This window comes from Gordonia sp. IEGM753, from assembly GCF_050321825.1.
In the GTDB taxonomy this organism is placed as follows: Bacteria; Pseudomonadota; Gammaproteobacteria; order Pseudomonadales; family Pseudomonadaceae; genus Aquipseudomonas.
In genome coordinates this window covers 478,338-496,639 of the sequence record NZ_JBNQGB010000004.1, presented here as the reverse complement: position 1 = coordinate 496,639, position 18,302 = coordinate 478,338, and the positions used below count along the sequence as shown (strand labels likewise).

At 58.0% G+C, this 18,302-nt stretch carries 20 protein-coding genes; 5 read left to right on the top strand and 15 right to left on the bottom strand.

Features of this window, described 5'->3' with window-relative positions:
* Positions 1-29: 29 nt before the first annotated feature.
* The 12 genes from ACQR3R_RS22000 to ACQR3R_RS21945 all read right to left on the bottom strand — a co-directional run bounded on the left by ACQR3R_RS22000 (position 30) and on the right by ACQR3R_RS21945 (position 10,084).
* Complete coding sequence (locus tag ACQR3R_RS22000) at positions 30-335, bottom strand: YkgJ family cysteine cluster protein (RefSeq protein ID WP_428275294.1); 306 nt, start codon at positions 333-335, stop codon at positions 30-32.
* Between the two features lie 53 nt (positions 336-388).
* Positions 389-892 (bottom strand): DUF2878 family protein, encoded by a 504-nt coding sequence (locus ACQR3R_RS21995; protein WP_428275292.1) that lies wholly within the window; start codon positions 890-892, stop codon positions 389-391.
* Positions 885-2,156 (bottom strand): class I SAM-dependent methyltransferase, encoded by a 1,272-nt coding sequence (locus ACQR3R_RS21990; protein WP_428275290.1) that lies wholly within the window; start codon positions 2,154-2,156, stop codon positions 885-887. Before ACQR3R_RS21990 ends, ACQR3R_RS21995 begins: the two co-directional genes overlap by 8 nt.
* Positions 2,143-2,958 (bottom strand): DUF1365 family protein, encoded by an 816-nt coding sequence (locus ACQR3R_RS21985; protein ID WP_428275288.1) that lies wholly within the window; start codon positions 2,956-2,958, stop codon positions 2,143-2,145. Before ACQR3R_RS21985 ends, ACQR3R_RS21990 begins: the two co-directional genes overlap by 14 nt.
* Complete coding sequence (locus ACQR3R_RS21980) at positions 2,955-4,202, bottom strand: FAD-dependent oxidoreductase (protein WP_428275286.1); 1,248 nt, start codon at positions 4,200-4,202, stop codon at positions 2,955-2,957. Before ACQR3R_RS21980 ends, ACQR3R_RS21985 begins: the two co-directional genes overlap by 4 nt.
* The gene (locus ACQR3R_RS21975; RefSeq protein WP_428275284.1) at positions 4,199-4,981 is read right to left on the bottom strand and encodes an SDR family NAD(P)-dependent oxidoreductase; all 783 of its coding nucleotides are present in this window, start codon (positions 4,979-4,981) and stop codon (positions 4,199-4,201) included. The genes ACQR3R_RS21980 and ACQR3R_RS21975 overlap by 4 nt, the downstream gene beginning before the upstream one ends.
* Positions 4,978-5,400, bottom strand: coding sequence for a nuclear transport factor 2 family protein (locus ACQR3R_RS21970; RefSeq protein ID WP_428275282.1), 423 nt, complete (start codon positions 5,398-5,400; stop codon positions 4,978-4,980). Before ACQR3R_RS21970 ends, ACQR3R_RS21975 begins: the two co-directional genes overlap by 4 nt.
* Complete coding sequence (gene phrB, locus ACQR3R_RS21965) at positions 5,393-6,859, bottom strand: deoxyribodipyrimidine photo-lyase (RefSeq protein ID WP_428275280.1); 1,467 nt, start codon at positions 6,857-6,859, stop codon at positions 5,393-5,395. The genes ACQR3R_RS21970 and phrB overlap by 8 nt, the downstream gene beginning before the upstream one ends.
* Before the next feature lie 13 nt (positions 6,860-6,872).
* Positions 6,873-7,814: a MerR family transcriptional regulator gene (locus ACQR3R_RS21960; RefSeq protein ID WP_428275278.1), complete on the bottom strand. Its 942-nt coding sequence runs from the start codon at positions 7,812-7,814 to the stop codon at positions 6,873-6,875.
* A complete protein-coding gene (locus ACQR3R_RS21955) occupies positions 7,814-8,773 on the bottom strand; it encodes a DUF1722 domain-containing protein (RefSeq protein WP_428275276.1) in 960 nt (319 codons plus the stop codon). The genes ACQR3R_RS21960 and ACQR3R_RS21955 overlap by 1 nt, the downstream gene beginning before the upstream one ends.
* A 112-nt stretch (positions 8,774-8,885) precedes the next feature.
* Positions 8,886-9,101 (bottom strand): TIGR02450 family Trp-rich protein, encoded by a 216-nt coding sequence (locus ACQR3R_RS21950; protein ID WP_428275274.1) that lies wholly within the window; start codon positions 9,099-9,101, stop codon positions 8,886-8,888.
* Positions 9,098-10,084, bottom strand: a complete 987-nt coding sequence (locus ACQR3R_RS21945; RefSeq protein ID WP_428275272.1) for an FAD-dependent oxidoreductase — start codon at positions 10,082-10,084, stop codon at positions 9,098-9,100. Before ACQR3R_RS21945 ends, ACQR3R_RS21950 begins: the two co-directional genes overlap by 4 nt.
* A 196-nt stretch (positions 10,085-10,280) precedes the next feature.
* On the opposite strand from ACQR3R_RS21945, the gene ACQR3R_RS21940 reads away from it, so the two are divergent.
* Positions 10,281-11,183 carry a TIGR01777 family oxidoreductase gene (locus ACQR3R_RS21940; RefSeq protein WP_428275270.1) on the top strand — a complete coding sequence of 301 codons (903 nt, stop codon included), beginning with the start codon at positions 10,281-10,283 and terminating at the stop codon, positions 11,181-11,183.
* Between the two features lie 13 nt (positions 11,184-11,196).
* On the top strand, positions 11,197-12,222 hold the full coding sequence (hemH, locus tag ACQR3R_RS21935; RefSeq protein WP_428275268.1) for a ferrochelatase: 1,026 nt from the start codon (positions 11,197-11,199) through the stop codon (positions 12,220-12,222).
* Between the two features lie 57 nt (positions 12,223-12,279).
* Here the strand turns inward: hemH and ACQR3R_RS21930 are convergent, their stop codons facing one another.
* Positions 12,280-13,554: a solute carrier family 23 protein gene (locus ACQR3R_RS21930; RefSeq protein WP_428275266.1), complete on the bottom strand. Its 1,275-nt coding sequence runs from the start codon at positions 13,552-13,554 to the stop codon at positions 12,280-12,282.
* Positions 13,555-13,556: 2 nt separating this feature from the next.
* Positions 13,557-14,195, bottom strand: a complete 639-nt coding sequence (gene upp / locus ACQR3R_RS21925; protein WP_428275264.1) for a uracil phosphoribosyltransferase — start codon at positions 14,193-14,195, stop codon at positions 13,557-13,559.
* A gap of 162 nt (positions 14,196-14,357) precedes the next feature.
* Between upp and ACQR3R_RS21920 the strand changes: the two genes are divergently transcribed.
* From ACQR3R_RS21920 to ACQR3R_RS21910, 3 genes are all read left to right on the top strand, one after another.
* Positions 14,358-14,915 (top strand): hypoxanthine-guanine phosphoribosyltransferase, encoded by a 558-nt coding sequence (locus ACQR3R_RS21920; protein WP_109634772.1) that lies wholly within the window; start codon positions 14,358-14,360, stop codon positions 14,913-14,915.
* Positions 14,916-15,086: 171 nt separating this feature from the next.
* Positions 15,087-15,572: a hypothetical protein gene (locus ACQR3R_RS21915; RefSeq protein ID WP_428275262.1), complete on the top strand. Its 486-nt coding sequence runs from the start codon at positions 15,087-15,089 to the stop codon at positions 15,570-15,572.
* A 63-nt stretch (positions 15,573-15,635) separates the two neighbouring features.
* Positions 15,636-15,926: a PA4642 family protein gene (locus ACQR3R_RS21910; protein WP_428275260.1), complete on the top strand. Its 291-nt coding sequence runs from the start codon at positions 15,636-15,638 to the stop codon at positions 15,924-15,926.
* 203 nt (positions 15,927-16,129) lie between these two features.
* On the opposite strand, the gene mqo is transcribed toward ACQR3R_RS21910, so the two are convergent.
* Positions 16,130-17,638, bottom strand: coding sequence for a malate dehydrogenase (quinone) (mqo, locus tag ACQR3R_RS21905; RefSeq protein ID WP_428275258.1), 1,509 nt, complete (start codon positions 17,636-17,638; stop codon positions 16,130-16,132).
* Between the last annotated feature and the right edge of the window lie 664 nt (positions 17,639-18,302).

Here is an 18,302-nt window from a genome sequence, read left to right as displayed (position 1 = left end):
AGCCCGCTCGCGATGGCGTAAAAGATGACTTACCGGTAAACCGAAACGATGCCTTGGCGTTCTTCGAGGCACTCCGGTGAGCCGGTCTCGAACTCCCGGCAAATCAATGGGCGTTTTTCGTAGATCGTGCACATCATGCTGTTGCGATCCAGCGCTGCACACCAGCCGTCATCCAGGCGCAACATCACTTCCCCGCCCCAATCGTCGGTATCGATAAAGCGATCAGGCACGCCAGTGTCGGTGATCAGCATCACTTCGAGTTGGCAGCAGCAGGCCGAACAGGTCGAACACGTGACGACCGGCTCGGCGATTTGCGTGTGGGGTATGGTTTTCATGGCGCGCAGTGTAAGGCAGCAGGCCGGTTGCGTGTGAAGGGCCTGACAGACGTTTACCTTGGCGTCTCGGACGCGAGTCGTTGCGCCATGAAGTGCAGCAACGGAAACAGCAGTGCCCAGAGCAATCCAATGCCTATCAACGTCGGCAATTGTCCGTAGGGAAACTGCACACCCGCCAGTTTCCCACCGGCGTAATAAGACAATGGCCCACCGAGAGCGCCGAGCACGCTGCCGAGCCACCACGGATGTGCGGTCCACAACAGGCAATGACGCAACGTGGTCGCCAGCAATGCCCAGAGCATCATCAGCCACAGAGGAATCAACGGCGCGATATCGGCGAATTCAAACACGCCTAGCCAGCGCAACAAGCTGTCGACGGTCGTCCCGAGCAACACAATGCTGAGGATCAGGCGGCCCTCATCGGCCCAGCGACTTATCCACCGCAAATGAATCACCAACACCGCCAAGGCTACAAACAACCACAGGCTGTTACCGCCAACGACACACGCAAACCAGCCGATTTGAAACAGCGCGGCATTCGCCAGGCGTTCAAGCATCGAAACGGCCCAGTAGCGGTGCGGTGATTGCTGCGGGTTTGGCGAGCAACAACTGTGCAGTGCCGATGGTGCGTTCCATGAATCCACCCTCGCAGTAGCACAGGTAAAACTCCCACAACCGCAGAAAATACTCGTCGTAGCCCAACTCGCTCAAACGGCCATGGGCGCGGCGAAAATTCTCGTGCCACAAGCGCAACGTCTTTGCGTAATGCAGCCCGAAGTCCTCCATGTGCAGCAGGTTCATGTCAGTGTCACGGCTGACGATTTCCAGCATTTTCTGCACGCAGGGCAGGGCGCCGCCCGGGAAAATATAACGCTGAATGAAATCGACGTTGCTCTTTGCTTGCTCGTAGCGCTGGTCACGGATGGTGATGGCTTGCAACAGCATCAAGCCGTTGCTCTTGAGCAGGTGCGCGCATTGTTTGAAGTAAGTCGGCAGAAAACGGTGACCCACGGCTTCGATCATTTCGATCGAGACCAGTTTGTCGTACTGGCCGGTGAGGTCGCGGTAATCCTCCAGCAGCAGCGTCACTTGAGTTTGCAGCCCGAGGGCTTCGATGCGTTGCGCGGTGAAGGCGTACTGTTCTTTCGACAGCGTGGTGGTAGTGACTTTACAGCCATAATTCTGTGCGGCGTACAGCGCCATGCTGCCCCAACCGGTGCCGATTTCCAGCAGGTGATCGCTCGGTTTCAGCGCCAGTTTCTGACAGATGCGCTCAAGCTTGTTCAGCTGCGCCTGTTCCAGGCTGTCGTCGGGCGTCAGAAATTGCGCGGCCGAATACATCATGGTGGGGTCCAGAAACTGCTCGAACAGGTCATTGCCCAAGTCGTAATGCGCGGCGATATTCTTTTGCGAGCCTTTGCGTGTGTTGCGGTTCAGCCAGTGCAGGCCTTGCACGAACGGCCGGCTGAGCTTCGCCAAACCGCCCTCCAGAGCATCCAGCACTTCCATGTTACTGACGAACACTCGAACCACTGACGTCAGGTCCGGCGTGCTCCAGTAGCCATGAATAAACGCTTCGCCGGCACCGATCGAACCGTTGCTCGCCACCATTCCCCACGCGGCGGGGTCGAGTATGTGGATCTCACCCAACAGATGACTGCCTGCGGCCCCGAAAACGTAACGTTCGCCGTCTTCGATGACCACCAGTTGCCCATGTTTGAGGTGCGACAGTTGACGCAGTACACCACGACGCAGCAGCGTACCGGTCAGGCCGTTGGTGCTGAGCAGGGTGGCTTTGGCCGAGACGCTAGAGGATTTCATGGCGGTGATCCTTGGGGGGAACAGTGGCTGTTTGAAAGCTGCCGTCGGCAGCCTGATGAGCAAAAATCGGTGCGCGTTTGAGCAACAGGCGTATTGCCTGCCAGTAAATCGCCAGGCAGGTTTTTGCGGTCATCCACGGAAAACGCAGTAGATACCGGTGCAGGCTGCTGCGACTCAAGGCTTCGCGTTCGAGGTTGAGCGTGGCGTCGAACAACTTGAGTTCGCCTTGCCAGTCAGCCATGTGCACGCCAAGTTTTTGGGTGGCGGGGCTGAAGCTCATCCGGTATTCCAGGTCGCGCGGTAAAAAAGGCGATACGTGAAAGGCTTTGGTAACCGCGAAATGCTGATGAAAGTCGCGCAGGTTTTCCGGTGTTCTGGCCGGCAACACATAGTGGTAACTTTCGCCCCACGGGGTGTTGGTGACCTCGCAGAGAATCGCCGCCAGTTGCCCGTCAGCTTCATGGCAGTAAAAAAAGCTCACCGGATTAAACGACAAGCCCCAACTGCGAGGCTGGGTCAGCAGGCAGATTGAGCCCTGTGGCGCATGGCCGATGGCCTCCCGGATCTGGTGGCGTACCGCATCGATCAGGCGCATGCCGCTGCCGGTATGGGTTTTCAGGTAATCACTTTCGCGAAACGAAAACGGCGCAAAACGGCTGTTGCCTGACAGTTTCGACAAACCCAGAACGGCGTCCTGTTCGTCGAGATCGAGGTACAGCATGCCGATCCGATACCGAAACTGATGCTGTCGCGGAGCAAACCGCCGATGGGCGATCCAGCCAGTGTAAAGGGCGCTGTTCACAACACTTCTCCGAACGAGCTGGCGACGCGCAGAGCACTGACTACGCCATCTTCATGAAAACCATTGGCCCAATAAGCACCGCAATAGTAGGTGTGTTGCGCGCCGTCCAATTCGCCCCAGCGCGCCTGCGCGGCGACGGCAGTCAAGCTGTATTGCGGATGGGCATAGGTGTATTTGGCGAGCACTTTGAATGGGCTGATGCCGGCGCTCTGATTGAGGCTGACGCAGAACGTAGTCGCGCTCTGGATGCCTTGCAGGATGTTCATGTCGTAAGTGACCGCCGCCAGCGTATGGCCGGGGCCGCCGAGGCGGTAATTCCAGCTCGCCCAAGCCAGTTTGCGTGTGGGCAACAGGCGAGTGTCGGTGTGCAGCACCACTTCGTTATCGGCGTAGGGCAGCGCACCGAGAATCGAGCGTTCGGCAGCACTCGGCGCAGACAGCAGTTTCAGCGCCTGATCGCTGTGACAGGCGAACACCACTTTATCGAAGCGCTCGATGCCGGCCGAGCTGTGGATAACCACACCGTGCTCGTCGCGGTCCACCCGCTCGACCTTGCAGTTCAACCGAATTCGATCGCGGAAGGTCGCGGTCAGTGGCTCAACGTAAGCGCTGGAACCGCCTTCGATCACGCACCACTGCGGCCGGTCACTGACGGATAGCAAGCCGTGATTCTTGAAAAACCTGACGAAGAATTGCAGCGGGAAACCGAGCATGTCGGCCATCGACATCGACCAGATCGCCGCCCCCATCGGCACGATGTAATGCAAGATGAAACGCTCGCCATAACCGTTGGCCTGCAGGTATTCATCCAGCGTGGTGTCGGGCTTGATCCGCAGCTCTTCGAGGTCACGCAAGGCTTCTTTGTTGAAGCGCAGAATGTCGCGCAACATGCCCCAGAACCCAGGTGACAAAAGATTGCGACGTTGGGCGAACAGGCTGTTGAGGTTATTGCCGTTGTACTCCAGACCGCTGTCGGGGTCGGTCACCGAAAAACTCATTTCGGTGGGCTTGAACCCCACGCCAAGCTGACCCAGCAGGCGTATGAAGTTTGGGTAAGTCCAGTCGTTGAATACGATGAAACCGGTGTCCACGGCATAGCTTTCGCCTTCGACCGTTACATTGACCGTGTGCGTGTGCCCACCGACCCAGTCACTGGATTCGAACACAGTGATCTCGTGATGGCGATTCAGCAGGTAAGCGCTGGTCAGCCCCGAGATGCCACTGCCGATAATGGCGATGTTCACGATTGATCCTTGGTCGGTGGGCTGCTACGCACCATACGTTTGCCAATCGCCAGTTTTAGCCGGTTGGGCATTTTTGACAGTGGCCAGAGCACGGACATGAACAGCGCAGGGAAAGCGATTTCCAGTGGGCGGTTCTTCAGTTTGCTGAAAATGTGCCGGGCAGCCTTTTCAGCCGGCCAGCTCAGCGGCATCGGAAAGTCATTTTTCGCGGTCAACGGTGTATCGACAAAGCCTGGGCTGACGACGGTGACTTCAATGCCTTCCGGCGCCAGGTCAATGCGCAGTGACTCGAACAGATACCGCAGCCCGGCCTTCGATGCGCCATAGGCTTCAGCCCTTGGCAGCGGCAGGTAAGTCACCGAACTGGCCACGCCCACCAGGTGTGGTGCAGTGCCGCGACGCAGCAAAGGCAACGCCGCTTCGATGCAATAGGCGCTGGCGAGCAGATTGGTGCGAACCACGTATTCGACGATTGAGGCATCAAACTGCTGCACATCGACATATTCACAGGTGCCAGCGTTCAGGATCACGGTGTCCAGCGAGCCCCATTCCTTGGCAATCTGTTCACCAATCTCGCGCACGCACTGGCTGTCGGTTAAATCCCCCGCCACCACCAGCACTTGCCCCGGATAGCGCAGCGACAAGACTTTGAGGGGGGCTGCCGAACGTGAACTGACAGCCACATGCGCACCGGTTTTCAGGATTTCTTCGGCCAACGCAGCACCGATTCCGCTGCTGGCGCCGGTCAACCAATATCGGCGTGGAGCTGCAAGGTTCATCCCATCCTCCTTTTCAGCCACGCAATCGCCCGGCCCACTATTGGTAAATGTTCATAAAGCAGGGCTCCGGCATCGAAATAATCCCGGTGCCGATAAACCTTGTCGTGCCAGAGCAGGTGCGAGCAGCCCTCGACCCGAATTAACTGGCCACCGGCCAGGCGCGGATGGCGATAGCTCATGACCCAACGCAGATACCCTTCGCCTTCGTTGACCTGGTCGAAGCCGTTGAAATCGAAACGCAGTTCACTGACGTTGGCGTACAGCTCTGAAAAATAACTGCGCAACTGCCCAATGCCTTGCACCTCATGCAACGGATCGGTGAAGAACACGTCCTGGGTGTAAAGCTCATCCAGACGCTGAAGGTTGTCTTTGTTCAGTTCCGCGAACTGTTGGGCAAAATGGCGCAGGAAATTACTCATAGCCAGCGCCTGCACTTTGTCGCGATGGCAGGTTCTTGAACGCGGCCAGCGCACGTTGGCGAGAGGTGCTCAAGTTAACGATTGGCGACGGATAATCCGCCGCGCCGAACAGCCCGCCGACGTCCGCCGGGTTGTGCACTTCCTTTTTGTTCAGCTGCGCCAGCTCTGGCAGCCAGTGCTTGATGAACACACCTTGCGGGTCGAATTTTTCCGATTGGCTCAGTGGGTTGAAAATTCGAAAGTAAGGCGCGGAATCGGTGCCTGTAGAAGAGCTCCACTGCCAGCCGCCGTTGTTCGCAGCCAGGTCACCATCAATCAAGTGGCGCATGAAAAAGCGTTCGCCTTCGCGCCAGTCGATCAGCAGATTCTTGGTCAGGAACATCGCCACTACCATGCGCAGGCGGTTGTGCATCCAACCGGTTTCCAGCAACTGGCGCATCGCGGCGTCGATGATCGGCAGGCCGGTGCGCGCTTGTTGCCAGGCCAGCAGTTCTTCAGGTGCATCGCGCCAGGCCAGTGCTTCGGTCTCTGGGCGAAAGGCCCGATGACGCGAGACACGTGGGTAGCCCACCAAAATGTGTTTATAGAATTCGCGCCAGAGCAATTCGTTGATCCAGGTGACCGCGCCAACGTCGCCGCTTTCGAATTCACCCTGGTTACTTTGCAAGGCCGCGTGCAGGCACTGGCGAGGCGAAATCACCCCCGCCGCCAGGTAAGCCGAGAGCTGGCTGGTGCCGGGTTTGGCCGGGAAGTCGCGCTCGGTTTTGTAATACTCGATGTGTGCATCGGCGAAGGCGTCGAGACGACGTCTTGCCTCGGTTTCACCGGCGGGCCAAAGCTCCCGAAGGGAATCGCCAGGCGTTTCAAAGCCCTCGATATGGGTGGGAATCTTGTCGCTGTGCACAGCGGTTGCGGCCTGAGCGTCGGGAGCTTTCACCCGTTTTGGCAGCGTCCCGCGCAAGCGGTCGTAGCACACCTTGCGGAACTGACTGAAGACCTGGAAATAGGTGCCGGTTTTAGTCAGCACAGTGCCGGGTTTGAACAGCAACTGATCGAGGTGGCTGTAAAAATCGATGCCGCTGGCTTTCAGCGCATCGGCCACTGACACGTCGCGACGGCTCTCATGAATGCCATATTCTTCGTTGACGTGTACGGCTTCGATGTTCAGTTGCCGGCACAGATCGAGCAAAACCTGCGGCGCTTCATCCCAGCGGGGCGCCGTGCGGATCAGCAGCGCAATGTTCAATTCGCCCAGCGCCTGGCTCAATTCGCTCAGGTTACGCAGCCAGAAATCCACTTTACACGCGGCGTCATCGTGCTCAAGCCACTGTTGCGGGCTGAGTAGATACACGGCAACAGTCGGGCCGCGAGCTGCAGCAGCCGAGAGGGCGGTGTTGTCGTGTACGCGCAAATCGCTGCGCAGCCAGATCAATTGCATGGTGGTATCCGTACGCTTCATTAAAAGTGCGCCATTAAATGAGTCCGCGCTGAACCAGCTCCTGATGGGCCGACAAGGGATCTTCGGCCAGGAACAAATCAGCGATCTCGTGGGTTCTTACGGATAACTCGGCGTGATGGATGCATACCGTTGGTCCGGCAATCATTTTTGGGCAACTGATGCCGTTCAACAGTTTTGGTAATTGCGAGAGGTTCATGGCCTTGCTGGAGTACAGCAACACGCCACGGGCTTGCAGATGATCGACCGCCAGCGCGAGTTCTCCGGCGGGCAATGGCCCATCGAATACCTCCACCGGGCAATCGGCGCTACTGATCAGCCAGGCAGTCAGCCACACGTGAGGTTCAAGCGGCAGGTCTGAATGATTGATGAGCAACAACGGTGCACTGCGCAATTGCCGGTTGTTGTGATAAATGCGTGCGCCGAATTTACTGCGCAGCCAGGAATAGAAAAACATCCGCTCCATTTGTGCGCCGAACTGGCCCTGCCAGCGCTGCTCGAGGTCTGCGAGCAACGGCATCAGCAACAGTTCGCACAGGGTTCGTGGCGGATACAACGCCATGGCCTGATTGACGGTGTCGTCGAGGGTGCGTTCGGTCAGTTGGGTCACGGCGTGCAGCAGGGTATGGCGCAGTACCTGCCAATCGTTTTCCATCGGCTCGGCCATGGTTTGCGGGGTGTCGAGCAGTTGCTTGACCTGGCTGACGGCAACGCCGCGATTGAGCCACGTGAGAATGGTCAGGATCCTTTGCACGTGTTCGGCAGAAAACAGCCGATGGCCCTTGGGTGTGCGTTGCGGCACGATCAACCCGTAACGTCGTTCCCAGGCGCGCAGGGTGACGGCGTTCACGCCGGTTTGCCGGGCGACTTCGCGTATCGGCAACCAGCCTTCGTCGAGGGCTTTCCTGAAGTCGTCGCCAAGGTCTTCGATGGCACTGGTATCGAGTTGTTTTGTCATTAGATGGCGTTTCGCAGGCTGAGATTTTCCGGATGCGGCTGCAGGTAAACCTGCTGCGCTATGTACGGATCCGGGTGTTGGCGGAAGTAGTGTTTAAGCAGTGTCAGCGGCACCACCAGCGGCACGATGCCGTGACGGTATTGGCCGATGACATGCTGCATTTCCTGTTTGTCTTCGGTGCTGATGGCTTGCTTGAGGTAGCCGCTGATGTGCTGCAGAACGTTGGTGTGGGTGCGCCGCGTGGCACATTTTTTCAAGGCCACCATCAACTCGCTGAAATAACGCGGCCCGAGTTCGTTCGGGTCGGTCTGGCCCATGTTGCCCAGCAGCGCGCCGAGGATTTTGTACTCCACCGGGTTGTGGGCCATTAGCAGGTATTTGTAGCGCGAGTGAAACTCTGTCAGACCGCGGCGGGTCAAGCCTTCTCGACGCAATTTTTGCCAGTCGCTGTAAACGAAAACCCGTGCCAGGAAGTTCTCGCGCAGCACCGGGTCGTTGAGACGGCCGTCTTCTTCCACCGGCAAATCCGGGTGCAACGCACAAAATGCCTGAGCGTAAATACCCCGACCGCCACCCTCCACCGGAACGCCATTGGCGTGGTACACCTTGACTCGCTCCAGCCCGCAGGACGGCGACTTTTGCATGAATACGTAACCGCAAATATCACCGATTTCGGCCGCCATTTTCCGCCCGAACTCAGCCAGCGGGCGGGTGACATTGAGTTCCGGGTGGACGCTGCCGACTGCTTCAGGATGTTGCGGGTCACCGACTAAACGAATCGGTTCACGGGGGATACCCAAGCCTATGGCGACTTCGGGGCACACCGGCACGAAGTCGAAATAGTCAGCGAGGGTGCGGCTGCACAGTCGGGATTCCTTGTGGCCGCCGTTGTAGCGAACATCAAGACCCATCAGGCAGGAGCTGATAGCGATTTTCGGTTTCGCGGGGGCATGAGACATCGAAGCACCTCGAATCTAAACCTGTACAGATTGTTATATCTGTACAACATGCTTTCATCATAGATTCAAAGGTGTACAAGTCAAATGGTTTGTATAGGTTTTTGCGGGGGGATTACTTCCAGCCCAGTTGCCAGGCTTCGCTGTTCTTCAGTATTTGCCAATCGAGCCGCTCGCTGCGCTGAGTGAGAACGGCCTGCAGTTCGACTTGCAGTACGGTGCCGTCCTCGTCGCGGAATAATTCGGTGACCAGAAAATGTTTTTCACGGTGTTGCGGATGGGCTGCTGTCCACTTCGACAGCAGCAATTTGCCGGGATTGATGCGGTTCATTGCAAATGCTCGTGCAGGCGACGGGCCGCTTCCTGGCCGCTGAGCCACGCACCTTCTACTCGCCCGGACAAGCACCAGTCACCACACACATACAGGCCCAGATCGGCGTCGGCCAATACGCCCCATTCATGGCTGCTGGCCGGCCGCGCGTAGAGCCAGCGGTGAGCCAGACTGAAGGTTGGAGCGGGCATGGCGCTGTGCAGTAATTCGGCGAAGGCGCCGTGCAGTTGTTCGATCACAGCCTCTTTCGACAAGTCGATGTGTTGCCGACTCCAGGCACTGGTTGCGTGCAATACCCACGTGTCGAGCGTGTTGTCGCGTCCTGGTTTGCTGCGATTGCGCGCCAGCCAATCCAGCGGGCTGTCCTGCACGAAGCAGCCCTCCATCGGTGTATCCAGCGGCGTGTCGAAGGCCAGCGCGATGGCCCACGTAGGGTCCATTTTCACCCCGGCTGCAGCACCGGCAAGTTTAGGTGCCGAGGCCAGGAGGGCGGTTGCCTGAGGTGCGGGTGTGGCAATCACCACATGGCTGAAGGGGCCGTGGGTGAAACCTTCGGCGTCTTGCAGATGCCAATGCTCTTCACCGCGAAAGACCTCGGTGATCCGGCAGGCGAACTGAACCTCCAGGTCACCCAGCAAACCACGAGTGATGGCGCTCATGCGCGGCGTGCCGACCCAGCGAATCTGCTCATCCGGCGACAAGTTGAGTTGGCCACCGTGGTAGGTGTACAGCTGCGGAGTCCATTCGGCGACCCAGCCGTTGGTTTGCCAGCGAGTCACTTCATTGACGAAGCGACGATCGCGCGCAGTGAAATATTGCGCACCCATGTCCAGAGCACCCGCATCACTGCGCTTGCTCGACATGCGTCCGCCACTGCCGCGGCTTTTATCGAAAAGTTGAACGACATGCCCAAGCTCTGTGAGGGCCTGAGCGGCTGAGAGTCCGGCGATGCCGGTGCCGATGATCGCGATGGGTACAGTCATAGGGGCCTCGTTTGCCTTTCTGTACAGACTACGCCGTGGTTTAAACCTGTACAATATTGTTTTTTGGTATAACTTTTAGCGTTATTGTTCTAGCGGCTTGGCCTATTGTTAATCACAGAGCCTGCCCGATAACAAAGATCCCTGCTTATAAAAATAGACTAGTGATCAGGGTAAAACGCCACGCGAGGAACATGTCATGCACATATTGCTGACCGGCGGTACTGGTTTGATAGGACGAGCACTCTGCCGACACTGGCTGAGCCAAGGTCATCGCCTGACTGTCTGGAGCCGTAAACCTGAAAAAGTCGCAAAAATCTGCGGCGCTCAGGCGCGTGGAATTTCTCGACTGGAAGAGGTGGGGCAAGAGCCAGTCGACGCAATTATCAACCTCGCAGGCGCGCCGATTGCCGATCGGCCCTGGACTCACAAGCGCAAGGCGTTGCTATGGAGCAGCCGTATCAGCCTGACTGAAACATTGTTGGCCTGGCTCGAAAGCCGTGAGCAAAAGCCTGAACTGTTGATTTCAGGGTCAGCGGTTGGCTGGTACGGCGATGGCGGTGAGCGTGAGTTGACCGAAGATTCGCCCCCCGTCGCCGAAGACTTCGCCAGCCAGTTGTGTATCGCTTGGGAAGAAACCGCACAACGCGCCGAGGCCTTGGGTATTCGCGTGGTTCTGGTGCGAACCGGGTTGGTGTTGTCTGCCGAGGGCGGCTTTTTGTCGCGGTTGTTATTGCCCTTCAAACTGGCGCTGGGCGGGCCTATCGGTAATGGTCGGCAGTGGATGCCATGGATTCATATCAATGATCAAATCGCCTTGATTGATTTTCTTCTGCATCAGAAAAACGCCAGCGGTCCTTATAATGCGTGTGCGCCGACACCGGTGCGCAATCGCGAGTTTGCCAAAACACTGGGTAGCGTGTTGCACCGCCCGGCGTTTGTACCCATGCCGGCTTTCGCTTTGAAAGTGGGCCTGGGCGAGTTGTCATTATTGTTGCTGGGCGGCCAGCGGGCCACACCGGTTCGCTTGCTGGAAGCAGGTTTCAGTTTCCAGTTCACTGATTTGCGCGCGGCATTGGACGACTTGTCCAGCCGCCTCTGAAATAGGACGTTGCATGACCGATCACGCGTTGCTTCTGGTCAACCTGGGTTCACCTGCCTCCACGTCGGTGGCGGATGTGCGCAGTTACCTCAACCAATTTCTGATGGACCCGTATGTGATCGACCTGCCATGGCCGGTGCGACGTTTGCTGGTGTCGCTGATCCTGTTCAAGCGTCCGGAGCAATCGGCCCATGCTTACGCCTCGATCTGGTGGGAGGAAGGTTCGCCGCTGGTGGTGCTGAGTCGTCGCCTGCAACAGGCTATGCGCGCTGCCTGGACTCAAGGCCCGGTGGAATTGGCGATGCGTTATGGCGAGCCATCGATCGAGACGACCCTTATGCGACTGGTCGCTCAAGGCCACAAGAAAATCACGCTTGCCCCGCTGTATCCGCAGTTCGCCGACAGCACGGTGACCACGGTGATCGAGGAGGCGAAGCGGGTGGTGCGGGAGAAAAAACTCGACGTGCAGTTTTCGATTCTGCAGCCGTTCTACGATCAGCCGGAATACCTTGATGCCTTGGTCGCCAGTGCCAAGCCGTATCTGCAGCAGGATCACGATCATTTGCTGCTGAGCTTCCACGGATTGCCAGAGCGGCACCTGACCAAACTCGACCCGACAGGCCAGCATTGTTTCAAAAATGCCGATTGCTGCCAGAACGCTTCGCCCGAAGTATTGGCGACCTGTTATCGCGCTCAATGCCTGCGCACAGCCTCGCAGTTTGCCAAGCGAATGGGCTTGGCGGATGGCAAGTGGTCGGTGTCGTTCCAGTCGCGGTTGGGCCGGGCAAAGTGGATCGAACCCTACACCGAAGCGCGCCTTGATGAGTTGGCCAAAAGTGGCGTGAAGAAAATTCTGGTGATGTGCCCGGCGTTCGTTGCCGATTGCATCGAGACGCTGGAAGAAATCGGTGATCGCGGGCTGGAGCAGTTCCGCGAAGCGGGGGGCGAGGAGTTGGTGCTGGTGCCGTGCCTGAACGACGACCCACAGTGGGCGCAGGCGTTAAGCACTCTGTGCGAAAGAGCACCGTTCTCACTGTAAAAACACATACTGTGACGAGGGAGCGAGCTCCCTCGCCACAATGTGTCGTGTGACGGCTTAAAGCAGCGGATCATCCGCGTTTTTGTGCTTCCAGCTGTCATTGCCCGGCAGCAGTAGGTTCAGCGCAATCGCCACCACAGCGCACAGCGCGATGCCTTTGAGGCCGAAGTCGTCCGGACCAGTGCCGGTGGCGACCAGCACACCGCCAATTCCGAACACCAGCGTTACCGAGACAATCACCAGGTTGCGCGCTTCGCCCAAGTCAATCTTGTGCCGGATCAGTGTGTTCATGCCCACTGCCGCAATCGAGCCGAACAACAGGCACAGAATCCCGCCCATCACCGGCACCGGAATGCTCTGCAGCAACGCACCGAATTTGCCGACAAACGCCAGGCTGATCGCGAAGATCGCAGCCCAAGTCATGATCTTCGGGTTGTAGTTTTTGGTCAGCATTACCGCGCCCGTCACTTCGGCGTACGTGGTATTAGGCGGGCCACCGAACAAACCGGCTGCGGTGGTGGCGATGCCATCGCCCAGCAGCGTACGGTGCAGACCAGGCTTTTTCAGGTAATCGCGGCCGGTCACGCTACCGACGGCAATCACACCGCCAATGTGCTCGATGGCCGGGGCCAAGGCGACCGGTACGATGAACAGAATTGCCTGCCAGTTGAATTCCGGGGCAGTGAAGTGCGGAATCGCGAACCACGGTGCCGCGGCAATCTTCGCGGTATCTACCACGCCGAAATAGAACGCCATGCCGAAACCCACCAGCACGCCGGAAATGATCGGCACCAGGCGGAATATGCCTTTGCCAAACACCGCGACGATCAGTGTGGTCAACAGTGCCGGCATCGAGATCAGCATCGCGGTTTGATAATGAATCAGCTCGCTACCGTCGCCAGCCTTGCCCATAGCCATATTGGCGGCAATCGGCGCCATGGCCAGGCCGATGGAGATGATCACCGGGCCGATCACTACCGGGGGCAGCAAACGATCGATAAAACCAGTGCCTTTGATCTTCACGGCCAGGCCGAGGAAGGTGTAGACGAAACCGGCCGCCATCACGCCGCCCATCGTCGCTGCAAGGCCGAATTGGCCTTTGGCGAGAATGATCGGGGTAATGAAGGCGAAGCTTGATGCCAGGAACACGGGCACCTGACGCCCGGTAACGATCTGGAACAGTATCGTCCCCAGACCTGCAGTAAACAGCGCCACGTTCGGGTCAAGGCCGGTAATCAGCGGCATCAACACCAGCGCACCGAACGCCACGAACAGCATCTGCGCGCCAGACAGCACCGTGCGCCAGAGCGGATCGTTAAACTCTTGTTGCATGGTCACGCGTCCTTTTGCTTGGTGCCGAAGATCTTGTCGCCGGCATCACCCAGGCCCGGAATGATGTAACCGTGTTCGTTGAGCTTTTCGTCAATAGAGGCGGTGTAGATGGTCACGTCCGGGTGAGCCTTCTCGACGGCGGCGATGCCTTCCGGCGCGGCAACCAGCACCATGGCGCGGATGTCGCGGCACCCGGCCTTTTTCAACAGGTCGATGGTGGCCACCATGGAGCTGCCGGTAGCGAGCATCGGGTCGATGATCATCGCCAGGCGTTCGTTGATTTCCGGAACCAGTTTTTCCAGGTAGGTGTGCGCTTGCAGCGTCTGTTCGTTGCGGGCCACGCCCACGGCGCTGACCTTGGCGCCAGGGATCAGGCTGAGCACGCCTTCGAGCATGCCGATGCCGGCGCGCAGGATAGGGACTACGGTGATCTTCTTGCCGGCGATTTTCTCGACCGACACCGTGCCGCACCAGCCTTGAATATCGTAGGCTTCCAGTGGCAGGTCTTTGGTGGCTTCATAGGTCAACAGGGCACCGACTTCCTGAGCGAGCTCGCGGAAATTCTTGGTGCTGATGTCTGCGCGGCGCATTAGGCCAAGTTTATGACGGATCAGCGGATGGCGGATCTCGAGGATGGGCATGGGAAAGGCTCCGGCGGCGGGCAAAAAAACCGGCCTAGATTAATCTATCCGAGGGTGTTGTCCTATAGACATACAGTACGTTAGTCCACAAACGCTTGATCTGACCGTGCGGGATGCGTACCTTTGCCCGCTTTTCCCGAATCCATCCCCCTGGAGAGCGCCATGTCCGCTGATCTCGAGCATATCCGTCAAATCATGCGAGAGGCTGACTGCCTGTACACCGAAGCTGAAGTCGAGGCAGCCATCGCCCGCGTCGGTGCGCACATCAACGAACAGCTGGCCGACACTAACCCGGTGGTGTTCTGTGTGATGAACGGCGGCCTGATTTTCGCTGGCAAGCTGCTCACCCATCTGCAATTCCCACTGGAAGCGTCCTACCTGCACGCTACCCGTTATCGCAACGAAACCAGCGGCGGCGACCTGTTCTGGAAGGCCAAGCCTGAAGTCTCGTTCATCGACCGCGACGTGCTGATCATCGACGACATCCTCGATGAAGGTCACACGTTGGGCGCGATCATCGATTTCTGCAAACACGCCGGCGCGCGCAAAGTGCACACCGCCGTACTGATCGATAAAGACCACGACCGCAAGGCTCGTCCGGACTTGAAAGCCGATTTCGTCGGCCTGCCATGCATCGACCGCTACATCTTCGGTTATGGCATGGACTACAAAGGCTACTGGCGTAACGCCAACGGGATTTTTGCCGTTAAAGGCATGTAAGAACCCCGCCCGGCCTCCCTGTGGGAGCGAGCCTGTTCGATGGTGTGTCAGTCGACGTCAATGTAGCTGATACGCCATCGCCAGCAGGCTCGCTCCCACAATGGATCGTGATCAGATCCACTTTTCTGCGCCAACTGCTACAGTGCTCGGCCCCGCCCTCCGGAGCCTGTCATGCGCTTTTTGACCCGCTGTTGCGTCGCAGTTTTGCTAGCCCTCAGCCTGCCGCTGGCCGCCGCGCCGGCGCCGATGCATGCGCAGTTTCTACCGCCCGATGACCTGACCCTTCGCCAGGCCGAGCCTGAGCAACAACAGCTGCTACAGGTGACGGAATATTCGGTGGTGATCGGCAGCCAACGCCAGTCCAATCAGCAACCGATTCCGGTGACGTCGCCGTTGATGATCCGACTCAAGGGCAAATCGTTAAACAAAGGCGCGACGATCAGCCAGGTGTTGGTCAATTTCGATGGCGAAAGCAAAAGCCTGAAAAAACCGGTCTACGACGATAAAAGCAAGACGCTGACTCTGTATTACCCGCTGGCACAGTACCGGGTGGTGATCGACTTGCTGCGCAACGACACCGTGTATTGCCAGTTCCTGAGCTACGCCAACGGCCATATCTGGGCCGATCTGCACACTGGCAGCACTCGTTCGCGTTGAGCCGTGTGCCTGCACAGGGTTAAACTGCCCGCCCCGTGAAATGTCTGCGAGCTGGAGTCGGCAATGCGTAAAGATAAGAAACAAGTGATTGGTGATGAGATCGGCGATGAGCAGATCAAATTGTTTCTCGATTTCGAGCCGGTCGACGCCACTTCCCCGTCGCTGCACAAGCTGATAAAGGCCTACCGTGGCCTGCGTATCGATGACTTCGAGCGTTTCCTGACGTTTTTCGTCGAAGCCGGTTTTGATCTGGATGGCAAGGATGAGCACGGCAATGACTTCGTTGCGGTGATCAAGGATCAGCGTCACGCCGCCGATTACATCGAACTGATGGCCAAGGCCCGCGGTATTTGAGGTGATCCAGGTCTCTGTGGTGAGGGGATTTATCCCCGTTCGGCTGCGAAGCAGTCGCCAACCGATTCAACAGACTGGTCACAAGGTTCGGGGCCGCTTCGCGACCCAACGGGGATAAATCCCCTCGCCACAGAGATTGTTTTAGCGGCCACAAAAAAACGCCCCGTTCTCATTGAGAGCGGGGCGTTTTTTATGCGGTCAAATCAAGCGTAGCTTTCGGTTTCGCTGCTTGCTTCGACCAGTTCCAGTGCGACGTTGTTGTGCGAGTTGATCTTGCGATACAGCGCAGCGTCGGTTTCCAGGACTTTTTCCCGCGCCGGGAAAATTTCCGTCAGTTTGGCAGCCCATTCACCGGAGGCCTTGGTCGGGAAGCATTTTTCGATCAGCTCGAGCATGATCGAAACGGTCACCGAAGCGCCCGGCGAGGCACCCAGCAACGCAGCCAGGGAACCATCCTTGGCCGCAACCAGTTCGGTACCGAACTGCAGGACGCCGCCCTTTTTCGGGTCTTTCTTGATGATCTGCACGCGTTGGCCAGCCACTTCCAGGCGCCAGTCTTCGGCTTTCGCTTCAGGGTAGAAGCGACGCAGCGATTCCAGGCGTTGTTCCATCGACTGCATGACTTCGCTGATCAGGTATTTGGTCAGGTCCATGTTGTCGCGAGCAACGGCCAGCATCGGGCCGATGTTGCCGGCGCGAACCGACAGCGGCAGGTCCATGATCGAGCCGTGCTTGAGGAACTTGGTGGTGAAACCGGCATACGGTCCGAACAGCAGGGACTTCTTGCCATCGACAACACGCGTGTCCAGGTGCGGCACCGACATCGGAGGCGAACCCACGGCAGCCTGGCTGTACACCTTGGCTTGGTGATGCTTGACCACTTCGGGATTGTCGCAACGCAGCCACTGGCCACTCACCGGGAAGCCGCCAAAGCCTTTGCTCTCATCGATGCCCGAGGCTTGCAGCAGTGGCAACGCAGCACCGCCGGCGCCAAGGAACACGAATTTGGCGTCGACATCACGGGAATTGCCGCTGTTCACGTCCTTGATGCTGACGGTCCAGCCACTGCCGTTACGTTTCAAGCCAGTCACGCGTTTGCAGTATTTCACCTGGGTGTCGGGTGCGCTGGTCAAGTGCTTGAGCAACTGATTGGTCAGGGCGCCGAAGTTGACGTCGGTGCCGTTCATCACCCGAGTCGCGGCGATGACTTCGTCGGCCGGCCGGCCGGGCATCATCAACGGCATCCACTCGGCCATGGTGGCCTTGTCTTCGGTGTATTCCATGTCCGAGAAGGCATGGTGCTTGCTCAGTACGTTGAAGCGTTCCTTGAGGAAGGACACGCCTTTGTCGCCCTGCACGAAACTCAGGTGCGGCACTGGGCTGATAAACGATTTGGACGAGCCGAACGTGCCTTTTTTGGTCAGATAGGACCAAAACTGCTTCGACACCTCGAACTGGGTGTTGATGTGCACGGCTTTCTTGATATCAACGGTGCCGTCGGCGGCTTGCGGCGTGTAGTTCAGCTCACACAGGCCAGCGTGACCGGTACCGGCGTTGTTCCACGGGTTGGAACTCTCCGCGGCACCGGAATCCATCAGCTCGACGACTTCCAGCTTGATCGCGGGGTCGAGCTCTTTGAGCAGTACAGCGAGGGTGGCACTCATGATGCCGGCCCCAACGAGTACTACGTCGACTGCTTCGTTATGCGCCATTTAACGCGTCTCCAAAATCTGCAGCACCAAATTGTCGGCATGGCTGCCAGGCGTTCCGGGGCGTATCAGTGGGCCCAAGGTAACCATGGCAGGATCGCCATGTCCGAATCTTCGCAATTTATCGCAACTTCGACGGACGCTTCCGGCCGGGTTCATGAGCTACATGAACTCATTTCAACGCGCGGCTGGCAATTCGACTTATGGTCGATACATCCGTTTGTGCAACCAAATCCGTAGCGGACAGGCTTCAGGCTCCGGTGTTCGAGGAGTACTCGATCCTGTGTCGTTGGGCTGTTTCAGACGCTAATGGTGCATGTTCAGACGCAAAACTATTCATTTGCTCGCCACACTCTTGTGAAGTTGTGAAAACCCGTTTTTTTCACGCTCTTTTGAAGACGTGAACCTCAAAAAAGGGCTGTCCCAGCCTGGCACCGTGCCCGGATGGATCGTCGCCATGCAATGCATGACAGGCGAAACGGGCAAACAGCTCAGTGACCGAGCGTAATGACAGCTCTGCAGATTCGCGAGAAGTGGATGTTTTGCTTGAGGAACAGCAAGCGCGCCAGCTTCACTCGATCTGTGTGGGCGGCTCTCTGTGGGCGGTGCGGGGTGCCAATACCAGGGCATTGACGGTGCTGCGAGGCCCGATCAGGAGACGTCCTTA